Origin of the sequence: Rhodococcus sp. 5A-K4 (assembly GCF_046097995.1) — a bacterium.
GTDB classification, from domain to species: Bacteria; Actinomycetota; Actinomycetes; order Mycobacteriales; family Mycobacteriaceae; genus Rhodococcus_F; species Rhodococcus_F erythropolis.
The window spans coordinates 61133-78103 of sequence record NZ_JBJURM010000006.1 but is presented as its reverse complement, the minus strand read 5'-3'; the positions used below and the strand labels follow the sequence as shown (position 1 = coordinate 78103).

The window sequence follows — 16971 nt, the reverse complement described above, 5'->3', positions numbered from 1 at the left end:
GAGAAGTGACTTGAGTCATAGTGCGCCATTCGCTGACGATGTGTCAATGAATGACGCAATGTTTTTTGATGACGGTGAGTCGGTGATTTGCCAGGAAGTCGAAATGCGAGCAAGGTGGGCGACGTGAGCACGACTACCGATGGCCCGAAGAACAGGCGGGGAACCCTTCGCGACGAGCAGAAACGCGCGACGCGGGCCAAACTCGTGGACGCCGCACGCACTCTGTTCGAGGAACGGGGATACGCGGCTGTCACGGTCGACGACATCTCCTCGGTCGTCGGATGCAGTAGAGCCACGTTCTACGTGCATTTCGCCAGCAAGGTGGAGATGCTCAAGACGATCGGCGCGGCCGGGATGGCGGCGAGTGCGTTCGCTTTCTACATCGATCTCGATCGGGTCCTCGACACGAACTCTCGCGTGGAGTTCACTGCGTGGCTGGAGCGTGCCTTCGACTGGTTCGACGAGAACAAGCGCCTGCTGCCGGCGTGGGACGAGGCCGTGGCACTCGAACCGGAGTTCCGCGAGACAGCGCGAGACGGTATGACCGAACTACCGAATGCCATGCCCAAGTATCTGGGTCGGTGGCCGGTGGAACAGCATGACGAGGCGAGGTTGCGCGTCGAATTGCTCGTGAGCCAGCTGGAGCGATTCTTCACACGCTGGGCCGTGCAGGGGACGATCGACGTGACTCGGGTGCAGGCGGCCGAGGTTTTGACCGACATCTGGTTCCCGGCCCTGTCGCCGGAATCCAAGGGCGGCGACGAGCGGTAGATGTGAATCCGACGGAAGTTCACGGGTCGATGAGTCCTTCGGGAGCGCCCCGCCACCCGCGGCGCTGGTAATCCCGCGGCGACATGCCGTGAGCCGCGATGAAGACCTTGGTGAATCCGGACGCGTGCGCGTAGCCGAGTCGACGGGCAGTCTCTCCGGCCGCGAGGCCCTCCTCGAGATAAGCGCGGGCGAGGGTCATCCGCAACTGACCGCGCCAGCGCGGGAAGCTCTGGCCGGTGGCCGCTACGAAGTCTTTGAGGAGCATGTCCTCGTCGACGCCGAGCCGAGCGCTCCAATCCGGCAGCGTGCGCGAATCGGCGGGGTTCTTCCGGAGTGCGGCAAGGATCGTTTCGACTGGATCGGCCTGATCGCCGCTGGGTAGGGGCACTGCCGCGGCACTTCGAATCAGCCTCGCGATCCGGGCGGGGTCGTGGATCTCGGGGCGCAGGTGGGTGTAATTCGCGACCACCGTGTGCAGCAGATACGCCTGCGCTTCGCGCGCGAAGTGCAGCACACGTGGGGGCGGTGCGGTAACTGGAGAGGCACCCGGCTGGGATCCGAGGGGAAGTAACAAAGAGCCTTCGGCGATCTCGACGCTGTTGCGCACTCCAGCGGGAAGCCACATCGCGTCACCCCGTCGCAGATTCCAGGTTCGGTCGCCGAAAGTGACCCGGGCGGAGCCTCGGTAGATCCAGACAACGACGTGAAAGTCGTTGACCCGTGCCCACGTTCCACTTGCGGGGATCATCGGGGGTGCTGGTGCCGATCCTGACCGGGCGCCTTCTTCGGACAACAATGCAACGCCCTGTGCCAGGGTCTCGTCTTCACGGGGCGGCGTCGGGCGCCGGTTGGCGCGTGCGTAGTCGGTGGGTGTCATGCCGGTGTGTTCTCGGAAGGCGCGGGTGAAGCCCGCGGGTGTCGCGAATCCGACCTGGCTACCCGTCCAGCCGATTTCGCGGCCGGCGGCCAGATATGAGGTCGCTGCCGCGATCCGGGCCGAAGTACGCCAGCGCACGAATGACAATCCCGTTTCCTCGGTGAATCGGCGCTGCAGGGTGCGGACACCGATCTTGAGTTGCTGGGCGAACCGGGAAAGTTCGGTGTCGTCGGATGGCGTCCGCAGCAGCGTGCGTGCGATCTCGAGGGTTTCGGCCGAGCGTGGCAAGCGCGGTGGCGAGTATGACGGGGAGTTGTCGTCCCCGTCGGAGTGAACACCCGCGACAAGCTCGATCAGTCCGGCTCCCGCTGCCGTCTCACCCCGAAGAAATCCCAAGTTGTGCGCGAATTGGTGGACGAGCCAGTCCTGCCAGTCTGCTGGGATCTCGAAGTCGATGACCCGGTTCAACGCGGGCGGCAGGTCGGCCGCGGGCAGTGGGATGGGAAATGCGACCGCGCCCGGATCGACCCGGATGCTGTACGCGACTCCCGCCGGTACCCAGATTGCCGCCCCCGCAGTCACACTGCGGGTACGGCCGCTGATCTGCAATTCTGCGCGCCCGGTATGTACCCAGAACAGCAGTGGCTCGCGTTCATTCGCGGTCGAGGCGAGCCGAGCAGCGGGGATCTCGGGGACTTCGCCTGCGGGGAACGCCAGCCGTGGTCCCACGATGCCCCCCGACGTCGATGCATTCTCTTCCAGCCGACCGATGAGTGTAAGAAGTCGGCACGCACGGATAACCCTACCTGATTAGGGCAGGCTAGCTTTATTTATCGGCCCTCCCGTCGTGATCGAACGTGGGCCGGACCCCCGTCTGTGCGCTTCCGAGGAGACTTTCCGTGCCCCGAAACACCCGTCCGACAACGGCGTACCCCGTTACCTTGCGTGAACTCGAGGTACATCGGGTGACAGAGGTGACGCCGGGCATGCGGAGAGTGACGCTCACCGGAGCCCAACTCGACACCTTCACCAACGCCGACGGAATTGCCGAACCCGCCTTCGCGAGTACGGGCTTCGACGACGACATCCGGTTGCTGTTCACCTACCCCGGCGAAACCGACCCGGTCCTGCCGGTAATGGTCGACGGCAGTGTGACTTTCGCTGCGGGGCGCCGTCCGCTTGCCCGCGCATACACCGTGCGCCGCTACGATCCGCAAACAAGGGAACTCGACGTCGATTTCGTCGTTCACGGCGACGGAGTGGCTACCACCTGGGCGCGGGACGCCGGCCCGGGCGACCGAATGCACATCGCGGGCCCTCTGTATCGCAGGGACTCCCGGAAGATCACGAGTATCTGCTGGCCGTCGGTGACGAGACCGCGTTGCCGGCGATCGCACGTCTGCTCGAGGAATTGCCCGCCGATGCCAGGGGGCATGTGTTCGTCGAAATTGCGGACTCGGCTCACATCCAATCGGTGCGCGAGTTGTCCGGGGTGAGTGTCACGTGGTTGCCGCGCGAGGGGGTCGAGCCCGGCGCTACTACTTTGTTGCTCGACGCGGTCAGTGCTGCCGAATGGCCTGACGGACGCGTATTCGCTTGGCTTGCAGGCGAACAGGCGACGGTTCGCTCGCTTCGGCGTCATTTGATTCGTGATCGAGGAATTGCGAAGACCCACATCGATTTCACCGGCTATTGGAAACGCGGCGGGGCCGTTCGGGCAGATTCCTGACCTGGCTCCATCGCTCACCCAACACCCTTCACCTCAGCAACACCGAAAGTGCTCGATAACACCGAAAGGCAGAAATGACAGTCCTGCGCACCAGACGATCACGGATCACCGGACTGATCGGGGCCGCGCTCGCCGCAGCGCTGCTCGTGACCGGGTGCTCGGCCTCGGCCGAAGACTCGAAAACGGCGTCCTCTCCCGGTTCGGAGGGGAACGCCCTTCCCGCTGCGGAAGGAACGACCACCTACCCGCTGACCCTGGAATCGCCATACGGTACAAGTATTCTCGAGAAGCGACCGGAGCGGATCGCCGCGATCGTGCCCAATGCCGTCGACACGGAAATGCTCCTCGCGCTCGGCGTCAAACCTGTCCTCTCCTCGTCGATGGTGAAGGAATCGGCTTCCCAGTCGTACTTGTTGCCTTACGACGCAGAGAATCTCGACACCTTCGAGTTCGCGATGGGCGGAACACTTCCCGTCGAAGCGATCGCCGCGAGCGAACCGGACCTCATCGTCGCCGTCGGCTGGGCTGACGGCCTGGGTGGTTTGTCCATGGGTGATTACTACGAGCGTTTGTCCTCCATCGCACCGGTGGTGACGAGCCCCGACACGAAGTCGCGGATGCTCGTGCCGTGGAAGGAGTCGATCCGTGTTCTGGGCGAGACCCTCGATCTCTCGAATGCGGCTGAAAAGGCTGTGGCAGAGCATGATCAGTACTTCGCCAAAGTGCGTGAGGAAAACCCGCAACTCGCGGGTCTGACTGCGACTTGGGCGATCTTCTACGGCACGGGCAATGGGTTGCAGTATCTTTCAGCGCCAGGTTCGGCGCCGGCAACATTCCTGGGTGAGCTTGGTTTCGCCGAGAATCCGCGTGCGAAGGAGTTCGTCACCCAGAGCACGGTCGGAGAGGAACTTCTCGAGAACATCGATGCGGATTTCCTGCTGATCGGTCGCAGTGCCGCCGGCAGCGAAGAGGATTTCGACAAGCTGACCGGCGGGAAGCTCTTCCAAGCTCTCGGCGCTGTGTCCTCCGGTCATTGGGTTGGCCTGCCACCGCGTACCGCAGATGGCGGCGACGTTCTGTGGGCAATCACGAGTGGTGGCCCGATCGGAACGATGTGGGCGGCCGAACATATCGTGCCGCTCATCAGCGCGAAGCTGTAGACGGACAACTGGAGAACGGAAAGCACTCACCCGTCGCCACATGATTGTGTGGCGACGGGTTGTTCGAACAGAAGGTATCCCGGGTTGGGGTCACCGATGGACGAAAAAAGTCGCGCAACCTGGGGTGATCGGTCCGGCGGTAAAGGTGTGCGATCTCGTTCGCCGTCCGGGCTGCATTGGAGCCGCCCTGTTATAGCGCTCGATGGGGTGCGGTGTGCCCAGTCGGAGTGCGGTGGCGCGGTGTGCGACGATCCGAGGGTGGGAGAACAGGCGGATCGTCTTGCTCGTGGCGAGTGGTATCTCGATGATGACGAGCTGCGGGAACGGCGGCTCGAGTGTTGGCGTCGGCTCGACTCGTTCAATGGGGCTGCGGCGGACGACGATGCTGTCCGCTCACGGGCTCTCGCTAGCCTTTTTGGTGAGGTAGGTGACGGAGCTTTGGTGGTGCCGCGGTTCCAATGCAGCTACGGACACAACATTCGGCTTGGAGCCAACGCATTCGTCAACGCGAACGGGTTCTTCATGGATGATGCGCTGATCACGATCGGTGCGGACGTGAGGATCGGGCCTGGAGCCCAGCTGATGACAGCGTTGCACCCTGTCGATGATCATCGACGGCGCCGCGAGGGATGGGAGCGAGCCGCTCCGATCGTCATCGGCGAGAACACGTGGCTCGGTGCCTCCGTCACCGTCGGTGCAGGAGTTTCGATCGGTCATAACGCCGTGATCGGTGCCGGAAGTGTGGTTTTGCATGACATTCCCGATCACGTCGTTGCTGCTGGATCGCCTGCAAGGGTTGTCCGTCGTACACCTGCCGAAGTAGAAGGACTGCAACGCGAGCACTAGGGCTTGCGATGTCAGAGCGTGATCGTGCGGGTGGGCTCCCAGATGGCGGGGTCGCGGTGGGTGACGACGAAGACGGTAGCCGCCACTTCCCGCACGGCGCCGGCGATGCGGCGCTCGGTGCCCTCGTCGAGAGCCGAAGTAGCCTCGTCGAGCACCAGGACGGGAGCGTCTTTGAGGAAGGCACGAGCGATCGCCACCCGCTGACGTTCGCCACCGGAGAGAGCGGATCCTTGGTGACCGATGTCCTGATGAATGCCGAGCGTCGAGCGGTCGAGAACGGCGCCGAGGGCAGCGCGCCTGGCGGCTTCCTCGATCTGGGTTTCGGTAGCGCCCGGTCTTCCCAGTCCGATGTTCTCGCCGAGCGTGCCCGAGAACACGAGTGGATCCTGCGGCACATAGCCGATGTGAGCAGCCAGGTCGTCGTATGGCAAGTCGCGCAATGAAACTCCGCCGAGAGTGACGCTGCCTTCGTCCGGGTCGTCGAAGCGCATGAGCAGCCCGAGAAGGGTGCTCTTCCCCGTACCGGAGCGCCCTGCGACGAGAACACGCTCCCCGGCGGGGATCTCCGCGTTGATGCCGCGCAGAACCGGAGCGTGGTCCACTGCGACGACCTTGATGTCAGTTCCAACAGGGCGCGCGGCGTCCTGGCGCGAGGGCTCGGGTAGTGCGGGAGCCGAAGTCGCGGCGCGGTAATCGCGAACCGTTGCGCGCAGTTCATTGACTCCGATTCCGGCCAGAGCGAGTTCGTCGAGCGGGGCAGCGGCGCGGGCGGTGAGGATGACGAGCGCGAGAGCGGCTGCGGGATCGTCGAATCCGGTGGCGGCGAGGAAGATCACTGCGCCTGCCAGCGGCACAATGGTGGCGATCGCCGAGATGAATGTCGCTGGTGCCGCGGCGAGATTGGTCCGTGCAAGCGCGGTTTCCTGATCCCGCCAACTTCGCTCGATACGTTCGACGGAACGTGTGGGACCGGCTGCCGTGCGCAGTAATTCGAGATGATCGGTGAGCTCGAGAGTCGACTGCGTTGCTGCGAGTTCGGCCTCGTGCCGGCGCGCGTCCGCTTGGCTGAGAGCGCGTTGGGCGAGCGTCTGAGCCGCGAGCGACACTGCGAGCAGTCCGCCGACCAGCAGCATGACGCCTAGCCCCGCGACGACCGCGATCCCCGGAAGCAGGAGCAGCGGAATCAGCGGCGTAACGAGGAAGGTCTGAAGTTGGTGCGCGGGAACGCTCATCAGTGACGGGATTCCGCGCCCGGCGACGGTGGCGAGCAGCGCCCGGTTGTGGTCGGTGAACCACGACAGCTTGGTGCGGGCGAAGGCGTCGCCGAGCGCATCGTAGAGATCGCCGACGAGTCGAGCCCCGGTGAAGTAACCACCCCGCGAGACCAGGACGGTCACGAAGAGAGCGATTGCGGCCGTGGCCAGCACGAGAACCGGCGACCGGTGATCAGCGATCGAGAGGGCGAGGGTGGTGTACGCGATCGCCTCGAGGACTGCAACGGACACCCAACCGAATCCGATGGTGATCAAGCGGCGACGGGCTGCATTGGCGCTGTTCATTATTCGGCTCCAGTCAGGGCGGCATTACGCGAGGCGGCGTTGTGCGAGTTGGGACTGTCGAGGTCGAGTCGATCGTCGGCGTCGTCTGCAAGAGCAGGGTCGTGGGTGACGATCACGATCGTCTTCCCTTCAGCGTGCGCGAAGTGGCGCAGTTCCTTCAGCAGTTCGGCCGCTGTCCGATCGTCGAGCGCACTGGTCGGCTCGTCGAGCAGCAGTACTGCTGCGGGCGAGAGGAATACCCGAGCGAGCCCGACGCGTTGACGTTCTCCGCCGGAGAGTGAAGTGGCGTCGGTGTCGAGGCTGATGTCGATCTGTGCCCGGCGTAGTGCGGCGGTGTATTCTGCGTCCGTTGCATCGGGGGCGGCCAGTGCGATGTTCTCGCGCACCGTGGCCGGCAACACGTCTGTGCCCTGGGGTGTGAGCAGAATGGACTGTGGCCGCAGGTTCTCGTCGATCGTGACGACGCTCTGGCCCGCGTAGCGGACGGTACCGAGTTCCGGGATCTCGAAGCCGGCCAGTGCTTTCAGGAGCGTCGACTTGCCCGCTCCACTCGGTCCCGTGATCGCAGTGATCGCGGCTGGGCGGAATGCATGCGTGACGCCGTCGACGACTCTGCGGTCCGCGATCATGACGGTCAGGTCGACGATCTCCAGGCGGTCGGAGGGACTCGACGCCGGAACGGTGAGTGCTTCACCGGCAGGGAGGGTGGGTTCGTCCAGGGCAGCGGCGAGCCGGACTGCAGCAGCGCGTCCAGCCGCGACGTAGTCGAGGCCGTGCCCGAGCCGCAGGGCCGGTGTCACGATTGCGAGGCTGAAGAGAATAGTGGCGGCCAATGTCGTTGCATCCCAGCGATATCCGACGGCATAGGCGATCGCGAACGTCGCCGTCGCCTGCATGAGGGCAACCGCGACGGCCGCGGGGGTAGCCACGAGTCGAACGCGCTCCTGCATTCCCCGGGTGAACCGTGCTGTCGATTCTGCATAGTCGGCGGCAGCGCCGGTCTGCGCGCCGTAGATCCGGCAGACGTGGATACCGCGGGCATAGTCGTCCACGGCGGTCACGATGCCGCCCATGACATCCGCACTTTCGGCGCTGTGCCGAGCGGCCATTCTGGGGATTACGAACAAGTAGAACAGTGCTGCCACGATGCCGGGAGCGAGAGCGAGAAGCGCTACGGGGCCGGCTGAGGCAACCAGTACCGCGATCGTGACCGCCGGGACCACGATCAGTGTCGCGAACTCGGCCGGTAGGTGCGCAGTCATATGGTGCAGCGCCGAGATGTCGTCCGAAACGAGCCTCCTCAGTGCGTCTCCGCTGTAGCGGGACAGCGTGCTTGCGGGCAGTCGAACGAGATGAGCTGCGAGCTGGCGTCGAAGCCTGGCCTCGAAGAGCGACTCGGCGTGATGCGAGAGCCACGACGACGTGGCCGCGAGCGTTACCCCGGTGAGCCACAGCCCACATGCCCACCCGGCCCAAGTCATCGACGGTTCACCGATGAGTTGCACGACGCTCCAGAGCGCACCGAGCATCGCGACCCCTGACGCTGCCGCCGCGAGCACCCCGGCGGCCAATGCAGGCAGCGCCGGGCGCAAAGCCGGGACCAGCGACGGTTCGACGAGAGGGCGGGGCATGGATAACTCCTTGAATCAGCGTCCGGGTGCAGACACGACAAATGACCGAAACCCAAGGCTAGGCTTCGGTCGTCACGTCCAGTTATCGCGATGCGCCGATTTCTTACACCCGAATGGGTCGTACTTCGGTCTTCAGGATGCGGCCGAAATGGAACTCATGACGTCTTCCCATACGCTCATGACCGCGGATTCGGTTGGGCCAGTCTGAGTGAACACGGCTACGCACTTGCGGCGGAAGTCGTACACCTCGACAGACGTCGTCAAACCGTGCACTCCGTGGGTGCGGGTCAGCCAGCACTCCGAGACGCCGTTCAGATCGATCATCGTTCGGCAGGTGTCCGAGGCTAGAGTCAATGTCCCGCCGAACATGGCTGCGGCGTCGAGATCACCGCGGTGGATCTGCAGGCAGCCGTTGCCGGCGACGACTGTCGTGACGGGCAGTTGGTGGTAGGACAGGTGCTCCATCCCGGCAGCCATGAGGTGAGGATCGACTCGCCGGTAGCCGAGGGCACCCAAAGCGACCAAGCCGCTACGACGTTCGGTGCCGCTGTCCGCGAGGATGAAGTCGAGCTGTGTCAGCTGATCGGCCTCGGCCCAAAAGGCGGGAGTATTCGATGTCTGGACGGGAGTGCTTGATTCCCTCGCAGTGTTGGGCGCAGTTCGCATCGCTTCGAAGGCGAGACGATCCGAGTTCGGGGTCAAATACGTTGTGTGTGAACTCGATTTGTGGGTATCGAACATCCGAAGCGTCGGGGGCAGGTGCTGTTCTGCGTCAGTGGTCACCACCGAACCGAGGGTGGAAGGGTTCAAACGTAGAGAGACGAGTCCGGGCGTGCAGACCAGCGGATCGCCGGGAACTGTTGGAACGGCGTACTTGCCCGAGTCGTTGACAGCCACCGGACCTGCAACGGTGATTGCTACGGCGTCGTCCAAGAGTGGCAGCATTTTGCCGACTACCTCAGGTGCGGTGTCGATCAGTCCGCCGCGGAATCCTGGACGCGCAAGTAGTGCGTCCAGGTCCGACATGCGCGCCAAAGCTGCGCAACGGCATTCGCCACGGTGCGGGCACATCTCAGTAGACATCCCGTAGATACCGCTTCGATCGTTTGAGGTTGTTGACGTAATCCTCGGCGGCGTCCGCATCCAACCCACCGTGCTCGGCGACCACCTCGTGCAACGCGTCGTCGACGTCCTTTGCCATCCGGGTCGCGTCGCCGCAGACGTACACGTGCGCACCGTTTTCGAGCCAGTCGAACAAGTCTCGGCCCTGCTCGCGCATACGAGTCTGGACGTAGACCTTCTCGGACTGATCACGCGAGAATGCCAGATCGAGACGCGTCAGGACACCGTCACGGGTCAGACCGTTCAACTCGTCCTCGTAGATGAAGTCACTCGACTGATGCTGATCGCCGAAGAAAAGCCAATTCTGCCCTGACGCGTTGCGTGCGCGACGCTCGTGCAGGAAAGCGCGGAAGGGTGCGATACCGGTGCCGGGTCCGATCATCACGACGGGAGCAGCGTCATCGGCAGGTAGGCGGAACGAATTGTTCTTGGAGACAAAAACTCCGACCCGATCTCCCTCGCCGACGCGGTCCGCCAGGTACGTCGAGCAGACGCCGCCGCGGTCCCGCTCGCCCGAGCGGTAGCGCACACTCGCTACCGTCAGATGCACGGTGCCGTCGTGGGCCAGCGGGCTGGAGGAGATCGAATAGACCCGATGTTGCAGCGGGCGCAGAAGTGCAAGCAGATCTTCGGGATTCAATCTCCTGCTGTTGTCCAACTGCAGGAGATCGAGAACGTCCTTGCCCCACAGCCACGCATCGAGCGCTTCCCGATCTTCCGTGTCGAGAATGTGCTGCAGTTCGGCGTCGCCGCTGCGTCGGGCGATGTCTTCGATCAAATCGCGCGAGGGAATCGAGATCTCGTAGTCGCTGGTCAACACCTGGTCCAACGGTGCGGACGAGCCGTCCTTCGCGGTGACGACGTAGTCACTGCTCGCACCGAGCTGAAGGATGATCGCCTCGACGAGAGCGGGGTCGTTGATCGGGCGGATGCCCAATCCATCTCCGGCCTCGTAGTCCAGACCGTCCTCGCCGAGCGCAAAGGTGAAGTGGCGGACTTCCTTGGCGGAGTCCTCGCCGGACAACAGTCGGTTGGCGAGGACGGTTGCAGGATAAGGGTTCTTGCGAGTCCACTGGGACTTGGTCTTCGTCGGAGTGGACTCAACCGGCGAGGCAGCGGCCCCCGCATCACCGTCGACACCGGCTACCGCAGCGACCGCCCGAACGATCCACTCGGCCGCCGGATCCTCGTAGTCGACGTCGCAATCGGTGCGGTCGACAACCCGGGACCCGCCGAGCGCTTCGAAGCGGGCGTCGATGTTCTTTCCCGACTGGCAGTAGCCGTCGTAGCTGGTGTCACCGAGTGCGAGTACTCCGAAGTAGAGACCCTCCAGCCGGGGCGCACTCTCGGATTCGACTGCATCCCAGAACAGCTGCGCGTTGTCAGGCATCTCGCCCTCGCCGTAGGTGGAGGTGATGACGAGCACCCGGCGCATGGCGGAAAGTGCATTGATATCCACGGTGTCCAGACCCGCGACAAGTGGTTCGAGACCGTGGGCACGAGCAGCTGCGGCCGCGTCTTCGGCCACGGACTCCGCGTTGCCGGTCTGGCTTCCGTAGAGGATGTGCACTGCTGCGCCGGCAGTTCTCTCCACTGTCGCTGTTGCAGCACCGGTTTGACCGGGCATGACAGTTCGTGAGTGTAGACCGGCCAGGAATCCGGAAAGCCACGCGCGTTGGTCGCCGTTGAACGGTGCGTATTCGGGGATGTACGGGATTTCCATTTTGAAGCTCACCTACGTTCGGGGGAGGAGGTCAGGACACCAGGTCGGGGATCGTGCGCGAAGCGAACAGTTCGTCGAAGTTCGGCAGTGATCCGAGCTTGTCCCGATTCTTGTTGTCTTGAAACAGAATCCAGCCGTACGTCGCCGGGCTGTCCATGGCCAACACGTTGCGCAGGCTCAGCGCCTGTTTGTAGTCGTCGACGCGCTTGGCTGCAATCAACGCAGCCAACTGTTCGTCGTCGTAGCCGGCGAGAATCTCTTTCGAGTACTTGACCAAGTGCTGGACGATTGCGAAGTCCTCGGTCAGCACCAGGTTTCGGGCCGCCTTCTGCACTGCTGGATCGTCGGGCCCGGACGCACCCGGCGTGCGGGCGGCGGCGAGTTGTTGTGCGAAGTGAAGCACGGTGTACGCACTGAGCAGCGCATACATTGTCGCGGTATCGGTCTCGCCATAGGCGGGGACTGCTCCGTTCAGTGCGGGGCGCCCATCGCGCACTGCGAGTTTGAACGTGCGGACCTGACGTGCTGCGATGGCGGACGCCAATTCTTCGAGAAGCTCTTTGTGCGACTTCGCAGCCAGGATTGCATCGCTGTCCTGGTAAAGCATCAATGCCTTGGGCATGGCGTAGACGAACGAGTGCTGTTCGACTTCCCAGTTCTCGAGCAGTCGGGTTCCGAGTGCGGATCCCGTTGCTTCCACATGCAGTTCGAGCAGGAGTTGTACCGCGTGGTTGTGGACGGTGGCTAGAGGATCGGTCGCAGCGGTGATCGAACCGAGCAGTACGGAATCGGTACTTGCTCGCAGTGCCAGTTCGCCGCGAGGGTCGTACTGGTAGAAGAACCCGCCGCTCATGCCGTTGCCGACACCCTTGCCGAACTCGCCGAGATTCACGACAGCACCGTTGGTCATGTACTCGCCGGCGAAGTCGCCGACACCTTCGACGACAGCACTGGCGCCGGAGTTGCGAACTGCAAAGCGATCGCCTGCTTCACCTTCGACGAATACTCGTCCGCCGGTGGCGCCGAAGAGCGCGAAGTTGCCGATCAACACGTTTCCGCCGGCGTCACTGGAGCCGCCGCCTGGGCTGCGCACGGCAATCACGCCGCCGCTCATGCTCTTTCCCACACCGTCGTTACATGTCCCGGTGTGTTCCAGGTGCATGCCGTCGTTGCAGAATGCGCCGAACGACAGGCCAGCAGATCCGGTCGTCAGGACGCGCACGCTGCCCGGAGCCAGATATCGTCGCCCACGCTCGTCAGTCAGTACCCCCGGAGCGAGAAGGCCGGCCGCTCCGTAGTTGAGTTCGCGTTCGAGGTCGATCGCCAACTGCCCACCGACGCTCTTGTTCCGGTTACCCAGGTGCAGTGCACCTTCGGCGAATTCAGGTCCGGACACGGCGACCGAGGCCTCGCCACGGTTGAAGAGCACCGTGCGAACCTCGTCCATGATCTTCTCGTCGAGCGCGTACTCACGCTCGAGGTACACGGGATTGTCGACGGTGATGTTCGGGGCGGACTCGAACATCGCGTCCAGTTTCAGATTGCCGACGATGGACGGGTGATCGAGCAGATGCAGGAGATCAGTTCGACCCCGCGCTTCCTGAAGGGATCGCATTCCCAGATTCGCGAGCAGTTCCCGAGTTTCGTGAGCGATGTTGAGAAGGTACTGCGCCATGGCGCGGGGATCGCCGTCGAACAGTTCCGGGTTGGTGGTCAGACCGGCCGGACACTTGATGTTGCAGTTCTTGGCCATGACGCAGCCCATCATCATCAGCGCAGACGTACCGAACTCGAAGCTGTCTGCGCCCAGTAGCGCGGAAGTGATGATGTCGCTGCCGGTCTGATGCGCGCCCGAGCATCGCAGAACGACTTTCTGGCGAAGCCCGTTGGCACACAAAGCTTGATGGACCTCCGCGATACCGACCTCGGCCGCACGACCCGCGTACTTGAGGCTGGTCACCGAAGCGGCGCCGGTGCCACCGGTGTTTCCGGCGACGTTGATGACGTCGGCGCCGGCCTTGGCGACACCGACGGCGATGGTGCCGATTCCTTCCGAGGACACCAACTTCACGATCACCCGGATGCGCGCTGCCTTGCAGTCGTGGATGAGCTGAGCGAGGTCCTCGATGGAGTAGGTGTCGTGGTGCGGCGGCGGCGATACCAGTTCGACGCCGGGCGTTCCGCCGCGGGCAGCAGCAATGTCGACGGTGACCTTGGCGGCCGGAAGCTGCCCGCCCTCACCGGGTTTTGCGCCCTGGCCGAGTTTGATCTCGATCTCTTCGAGCATCGGGTCGGCGAGGTATCCCGCCCAGATTCCGAAGCGTCCGGATGCAAACTGCTTGATGCGCGACGCACGAATCGTGTTGTAGCGCGAAAGGTGTTCGCCGCCTTCGCCGCTGTTGGACATCGCGCCGACCATGTTCGTGCCGTGTGCGACGGCTTCGTGCGCCGGAGCGTTCAGTGCGCCATGACTCATGGCACCCGACGCCAACTTCGGGGTGATGTCGCTGGCGCTCTGTACCTCGGAGAGAGGAACACCTGCCGGTGCGACCCTCAGCTTGGACAGGAACTCTGCCCCGATGCCGGTTGCCCTCAGCGCAAGATCCGGTGTGATGGCTTCAATGGTGATATCGGCGGCAAAGGTGGCGCAGAGAGCGTCGCCGAGCGCTTTTGCTCGCGCGCTGTCACCGGCCAGTGGACCGTCCAGGCTAAGCGTGTACCGGTCGTCTGCGGCGGATTCACACTGGACTCCGCGCATCACGATCGTTGTGTTGCCGTGCACCGAGAATCGGCTGATCTGCTCGGCGAACTCGGCTGTCGTGACCGCAAACGTGACGTCGCCGGGAACAGAGATGACGTCGCGCAACGCTGCGGGCCGACGCGATCGTTCCGCGGCCATCACAGTCGAAAAATCACGGTACCCGGCAGTGATGTCGAAGTCGTCGATCTGTTCGGTGGTCAACCGGTCGAAACTCGTTGCCCGGTAGGCCCCGGCGTCGAGGCGGAATGCATCGTCGAGTCGCCCGAGCGGAAGCAGGCGTAGAGCATCGAATTGTTCGGTACCTGAGGGACTGTCGAACGCGATCTTCTCTTCGGTGAGTTCGACGTACTTGCGGACTGCGGTGGTACCGAACGAATGCCCCGCGCCGTCTGCGCGCTCCTTGAACAGGCCGAGCAGTGGCAGGCCCTTTTCACCCTCGACTTCACTTGCACGCTCGTGCCACTGCTTCGAGGTCACCGCGACGGTGTCGAAACCGACGCCACCCACCGGTGACTTCATGTTGGGGAACCACTGGCGCAGAACATGGTCGGACGTATCGAGGAAGTTGGGTTCGAAGAATTCTCCGCCGATGTAGCTCTCGACAGTGCACAGGCCGACGCGTCCCATCGTCTTCATGAGGGACTTCTCGGCAGCCTTCGCGAAGCGTCGGAAGGCGGCATCCGGGTCGGCAGCGAACTTCTCCTCGGCTCGCAACTGAACGGACAAGGGGTAGACAGCGGAAGCACCGAATCCGAGCGCAGCGGCAACGTGGTGCGAGGACTCGATCTGGCCACTCTCCACGATGAGAGAGACACGCAATCGCAGGCCTGCGTCGATGAGGCGTTGGTTCAGTGCTCCGACGACCATGATCGCGGGAAGCGTTGCGCGCTCATGAGATACGTGCCGGTCGGTCAGGACTGCGATTCCGCCCTGTTCGGCCGCGAAGGCGACAACCGCGTCGCCGAGCGCGGTCATCGCGTCAACCATCGCCTGCGCGTCACCCGCGGCGGGGTAGAGCATTTCGAATCGGCGATGCGGGGTGTGCTTCTGTTCGCGGATCTTGAGCATGTCCAGATGCCCGAGGATCGGCGACGAGATGACGATCTGCTTGGACTGTCCGGCGGTCATCTTCGCGCCCAATGCAACCCGGAGGGTCATGCCGTCCGCTTCCCGGATGCTGTCCAGCGGAGGGTTGGTGACCTGGGCGAATCGCTGCGAGAAGTAGCGTGCCACACCGCCTTCACGATCGGAAAACGCGTTGATGGCGTTGCCGTAACCCATGGCCGATACCTTCTCGGCTCCGTGCGTGAGCATCGGATCCATCAGGAATTTGAAACTCTCCTGATCCAGGGAGTACGCCATGTAGCGCTGATGAACCTCGAACGTTCCGTTGTAGCGCGTCGGTGAGCTGACCTTCTCCGCAGGTACAGCGGGGATGTCTTCGATCAGGATTCGTGACTGCTCCAGCAGAGACCGGTAGTCACGCTGTGCGGCAATCTTTTCCAGGGCTTCGCGGGCGGTATAGGTATGGCGATCGCGATGATCGAAGTACAGCATTCCGCCGGCCTCGACGCGTCCACGGTGAATCACCGTCTCGGGTGCGAACGCGATCTGTCCGGCTTCGGAGAATGCGCACACGTAGTCGTGTGTCTCGATCGTGCGAAGTGGACGCAGGCCGAGGCGGTCCAGGCGGGCGCCGATGATGGTGCCGTCGCCGAACACCAGCGCTGCCGGTCCGTCGTTCTTCTCCTCGTACAGCGAGAAGTACTCGAACATCGCACGCACTGCGGGGGAGAGAGTGGTGTCGTTTTCCCAGGCAGGGGGCATCATCGAGACCACAGCTGTCACCAAATCGACGCTGTCCTCGATGACGCGTGCTTCCAGAGTCTGATCGAGTCGACAGCTGTCGGACTGACCGGGCGGACGGACGATCGCACGTCGTTTTGCACTGGCCACCGCAGCTTCGGAGAGCCGATTCTTCTTGTCCGTGTTCAGTTCTCCGTTGTGAGCCATGAACCGGAACGGCTGCGCCATCGTGGGATGCGGGTCCGTGTTGGTCGAGAATCGCGTGTGGAAGTACATCGTGTGGACAGCGTGATCGGGGTCGACCAGGTCGCGGAAGTACGGGATCACTTCGTCGGAGTTCAAGCGGCCCTTGAGAACCTGAGTCCTCGCGCTGAGGGACAGTGGGTACAAACCGCGTAGTGCAGGCGTGTTGTACGCGATTGCCTCGATGGCGAGCAGGGCCTCGTGCACGAGGCGATCGACTACCGCAGGCTCGGGACGCGGAGTGGGGACCTCGAAAATCCACTGCCTGACCGGAAGTTGATGCGCGATCGCGGCCGGCCGAATCGCCGAGTTGTCGACCGGGACGTCGCGCACTGCGAGAGTGGTGAAACCGCGATCGAGAAGTTCACGTTCGACCAGGGCGGCAGCGCGTGCATGCTGGGCGTCGTCGTCCGGAAGGAAGAAGTTGCCGACGCAGAAGCGTCCGGCGCGAAGGTCGGGGCGCCCGGTTACCTTGCGGAAGAACCGGAGGGAGAGGTCCACCGAGACGCCGCCGCCGTCGCCGACGCCCTCGGAGGACATACCGCCGCGGTGCGGAACCGAGCAGAGCGCTTCGCGGCCCTTGATCAGGACATCGTGGGTCTGCACGCCGTCCTTGCGCGTGATGAACCCGACCCCGCAACTGCTCTTGTCATCTGCGGGGTCGTACAAACCGACGATGGACGTGCTCACTGCAGCAACCTTCTCCCTGTCCTGGTTGCCCGGAGATTGATCGACCGGGCAGA

Annotated in this window: 11 protein-coding genes; 5 read left to right on the top strand and 6 right to left on the bottom strand. The window is 63.5% G+C overall.

Translation table 11 applies throughout. From position 1 onward, the window contains the following. Positions 1 to 114: 114 nt before the first annotated feature. Positions 115 to 771, top strand: coding sequence for a TetR/AcrR family transcriptional regulator (locus tag ACKAMS_RS10110; protein WP_019745884.1), 657 nt, complete (start codon positions 115 to 117; stop codon positions 769 to 771). Positions 772 to 790: 19 nt separating this feature from the next. Here the strand turns inward: ACKAMS_RS10110 and ACKAMS_RS10105 are convergent, their stop codons facing one another. Further along, positions 791 to 2377, bottom strand: a complete 1587-nt coding sequence (locus tag ACKAMS_RS10105; protein WP_408988959.1) for a helix-turn-helix domain-containing protein — start codon at positions 2375 to 2377, stop codon at positions 791 to 793. Positions 2378 to 2547: 170 nt separating this feature from the next. Here ACKAMS_RS10105 and ACKAMS_RS10100 point away from each other — a divergent pair, with 170 nt between their 5' ends. The 4 genes from ACKAMS_RS10100 to ACKAMS_RS10085 all read left to right on the top strand — a co-directional run bounded on the left by ACKAMS_RS10100 (position 2548) and on the right by ACKAMS_RS10085 (position 5383). After that, positions 2548 to 3144, top strand: a complete 597-nt coding sequence (locus tag ACKAMS_RS10100) for a siderophore-interacting protein (protein WP_408988958.1) — start codon at positions 2548 to 2550, stop codon at positions 3142 to 3144. After that, a complete protein-coding gene (locus ACKAMS_RS10095; RefSeq protein ID WP_408988957.1) occupies positions 3030 to 3377 on the top strand; it encodes a siderophore-interacting protein in 348 nt (115 codons plus the stop codon). Before ACKAMS_RS10100 ends, ACKAMS_RS10095 begins: the two co-directional genes overlap by 115 nt. 74 nt (positions 3378 to 3451) lie before the next feature. Continuing rightward, positions 3452 to 4537: an ABC transporter substrate-binding protein gene (locus ACKAMS_RS10090; RefSeq protein ID WP_211918470.1), complete on the top strand. Its 1086-nt coding sequence runs from the start codon at positions 3452 to 3454 to the stop codon at positions 4535 to 4537. A gap of 258 nt (positions 4538 to 4795) precedes the next feature. Beyond that, complete coding sequence (locus ACKAMS_RS10085) at positions 4796 to 5383, top strand: sugar O-acetyltransferase (RefSeq protein WP_037137108.1); 588 nt, start codon at positions 4796 to 4798, stop codon at positions 5381 to 5383. A gap of 11 nt (positions 5384 to 5394) precedes the next feature. Here the strand turns inward: ACKAMS_RS10085 and ACKAMS_RS10080 are convergent, their stop codons facing one another. The 5 genes from ACKAMS_RS10080 to ACKAMS_RS10060 all read right to left on the bottom strand — a co-directional run bounded on the left by ACKAMS_RS10080 (position 5395) and on the right by ACKAMS_RS10060 (position 16918). After that, on the bottom strand, positions 5395 to 6942 hold the full coding sequence (locus ACKAMS_RS10080; RefSeq protein ID WP_408988956.1) for an ABC transporter ATP-binding protein: 1548 nt from the start codon (positions 6940 to 6942) through the stop codon (positions 5395 to 5397). Beyond that, complete coding sequence (locus tag ACKAMS_RS10075; protein ID WP_408988955.1) at positions 6942 to 8573, bottom strand: ATP-binding cassette domain-containing protein; 1632 nt, start codon at positions 8571 to 8573, stop codon at positions 6942 to 6944. The genes ACKAMS_RS10080 and ACKAMS_RS10075 overlap by 1 nt, the downstream gene beginning before the upstream one ends. A gap of 132 nt (positions 8574 to 8705) precedes the next feature. Further along, the gene (locus ACKAMS_RS10070) at positions 8706 to 9599 is read right to left on the bottom strand and encodes a hypothetical protein (protein ID WP_408988954.1); all 894 of its coding nucleotides are present in this window, start codon (positions 9597 to 9599) and stop codon (positions 8706 to 8708) included. Positions 9600 to 9645: 46 nt separating this feature from the next. Further along, positions 9646 to 11418 carry a sulfite reductase subunit alpha gene (locus ACKAMS_RS10065; protein ID WP_070795479.1) on the bottom strand — a complete coding sequence of 591 codons (1773 nt, stop codon included), beginning with the start codon at positions 11416 to 11418 and terminating at the stop codon, positions 9646 to 9648. Positions 11419 to 11449: 31 nt separating this feature from the next. After that, positions 11450 to 16918, bottom strand: coding sequence for a glutamate synthase-related protein (locus ACKAMS_RS10060; RefSeq protein WP_408988953.1), 5469 nt, complete (start codon positions 16916 to 16918; stop codon positions 11450 to 11452). Positions 16919 to 16971: the final 53 nt, after the last annotated feature.